2 protein-coding genes, 1 tRNA gene and 1 pseudogene are annotated in these 1,587 nt (G+C 58.5%); 3 read left to right on the forward strand and 1 reads right to left on the reverse strand.

Going from position 1 to position 1,587, the window contains the following annotated elements; genetic code table 11:
- Positions 1-18: 18 nt before the first annotated feature.
- Positions 19-108 (forward strand) — tRNA-Ser (locus EOA86_RS33895).
- A gap of 425 nt (positions 109-533) precedes the next feature.
- Positions 534-749, forward strand: a complete 216-nt coding sequence (locus EOA86_RS33900) for an RNA-binding protein (protein ID WP_348633383.1) — start codon at positions 534-536, stop codon at positions 747-749.
- Here EOA86_RS33900 and EOA86_RS33905 read toward each other — a convergent pair.
- Positions 727-1,080: a hypothetical protein gene (locus EOA86_RS33905; protein ID WP_128345525.1), complete on the reverse strand. Its 354-nt coding sequence runs from the start codon at positions 1,078-1,080 to the stop codon at positions 727-729. The two genes, EOA86_RS33900 and EOA86_RS33905, sit on opposite strands and share 23 nt — an antisense overlap.
- Between EOA86_RS33905 and EOA86_RS33910 the strand changes: the two are divergent.
- Positions 1,079-1,587: pseudogene (locus tag EOA86_RS33910) on the forward strand (hypothetical protein); the annotation flags it as partial. The gene EOA86_RS33905 and the pseudogene EOA86_RS33910 overlap by 2 nt on opposite strands.

The following is a 1,587-nucleotide window of genomic DNA, read 5'->3' on the forward strand; positions in this document are numbered from 1 at the left end:
CGGCAAAAATGCTAAGACGGAGAGGTGGCCGAGTGGTTGAAGGCGCACGCCTGGAAAGTGTGTTTACGGGAAACCGTAACGCGGGTTCGAATCCCGCTCTCTCCGCCAGATGCCGTTGATTTACTAAGCAAATATGTAGATTTTCTTCTGTTGCGTACAAAATGACGGACGTCAACGATCATTCCCCGTTCGGGTAGTGTCTCAGTTTGAAATTTGACCGGCTGTCAGCCGGCGCCGCTCGCCTGTCGCGTCAGCCGGCAAACTCCTATATGCTTACCGGAAAGCATGGGAGAGGAAAATCATGTCTTGGAAGGTTCTAGCAAAGTGGCCAGACGCGGCTGGCGGGCGCATCACCGCAACTGCGAAGATTCCAGGGATGTCGTCGGGATGTATCGGGCGTTTATCGCAGACGGCGAATTTGAACGAGTGTGGATAGAGGACATAGACGGGAAGGAAGTTTCGCCGGGGACTTTCGGCATTGAGGAAGCAAGTTGATGCCAACCGGACCTAAAGGCCAGAAGCGCCCCGCCGACGTGATCGGCAATGCCGTCCGCGTCATGCGCATTGCCACTGGCGAGGAAGCCGATGACGTGATCGACGACGGCAAAGACCCTGCCGCAAAGGCGCTCGGCGCGAAGGGCGGGAAGAAGCGCGCGGAGAACATGACGCCAGAGCGGCGCGCCGAGATCGCGCGCAAGGCGGCGTCAAAACGATGGCGAAATAGCTTTACCGCCCACCGTCCGATTTAAGCCGAATCTCTATGTCGCCCACCGGACCATAGGTCAACTGAAATGCCATGGTCATCAAATTCAGCCAGGCGATCCTTTGAGCCGCATCATACGGGCCCTTCTGCGGTAGCTTCTGGATAAGCGCCGCGATCAGCGGGTCTTGGATTGGACCGCCTCCACCGCCATTGCCGCCACTCCCACCGCCGCTGCCACCGCCTTCATCGTCAATCGTCGGAGCCACGTCGGCTTCCCCAGCAATCACGCCGGGCTGCACAAGCCGGTTCTTTCCATGCTCGAAGAAGCCTGCCTGTTCGGCGGATTTTTCAAACGCTTGTCGCGCCCGATTCTTCATGGACGACGTGAAGGACCGTCTTGCGAACCGCGTCCAGCTCACGACCGACGGTCGCCGCGCCTACCTCAACGCGGTCGAGGAAGCCTTTGGCGCCGACATCGACTACGCCATGCTTGTGAAGCAGTACGGCGAGCCGGAAAGCAACAAGTCGCCAGACCGCCGCTACAGCCCGGCTGTCTGCACTGGTGCCGTCAAGACGCGCGTCGAAGGCAATCCCGACCCGGAGCATGTAAGCACGTCGCATATCGAGCGCGCCAATCTCACCATGCGCATGGCGAACCGTCGCTTCACGCGCCTTACCAACGCCTTTTCGAAGAAGTTCGACAACCACGTCCACATGATCGCGATCTACACCGTCTGGTACAACTTCCTCAAAATGCCCCCGACGTTGCCGATTCCTCCGGCCCTTTCTTCTGGCTTTTCTCCCCCTCTCTTGTCTCTGTCATTCCCTTTTCGATCAGCTTTCCTCCTTTTCTCCGAAGCCGGGCCAGCGCTTCCCTTACAAAA

Origin of the sequence: Mesorhizobium sp. M5C.F.Ca.IN.020.32.2.1 (genome assembly GCF_004023105.1) — a bacterium.
Taxonomy (GTDB): domain Bacteria; phylum Pseudomonadota; class Alphaproteobacteria; order Rhizobiales; family Rhizobiaceae; genus Mesorhizobium; species Mesorhizobium wenxiniae.

Bases quoted from the DNA above. Each gene is read 5' to 3' on its own strand.
- EOA86_RS33905 (WP_128345525.1), bottom strand. From the start codon at position 1,080: ATGAAGAATCGGGCGCGACAAGCGTTTGAAAAATCCGCCGAACAGGCA.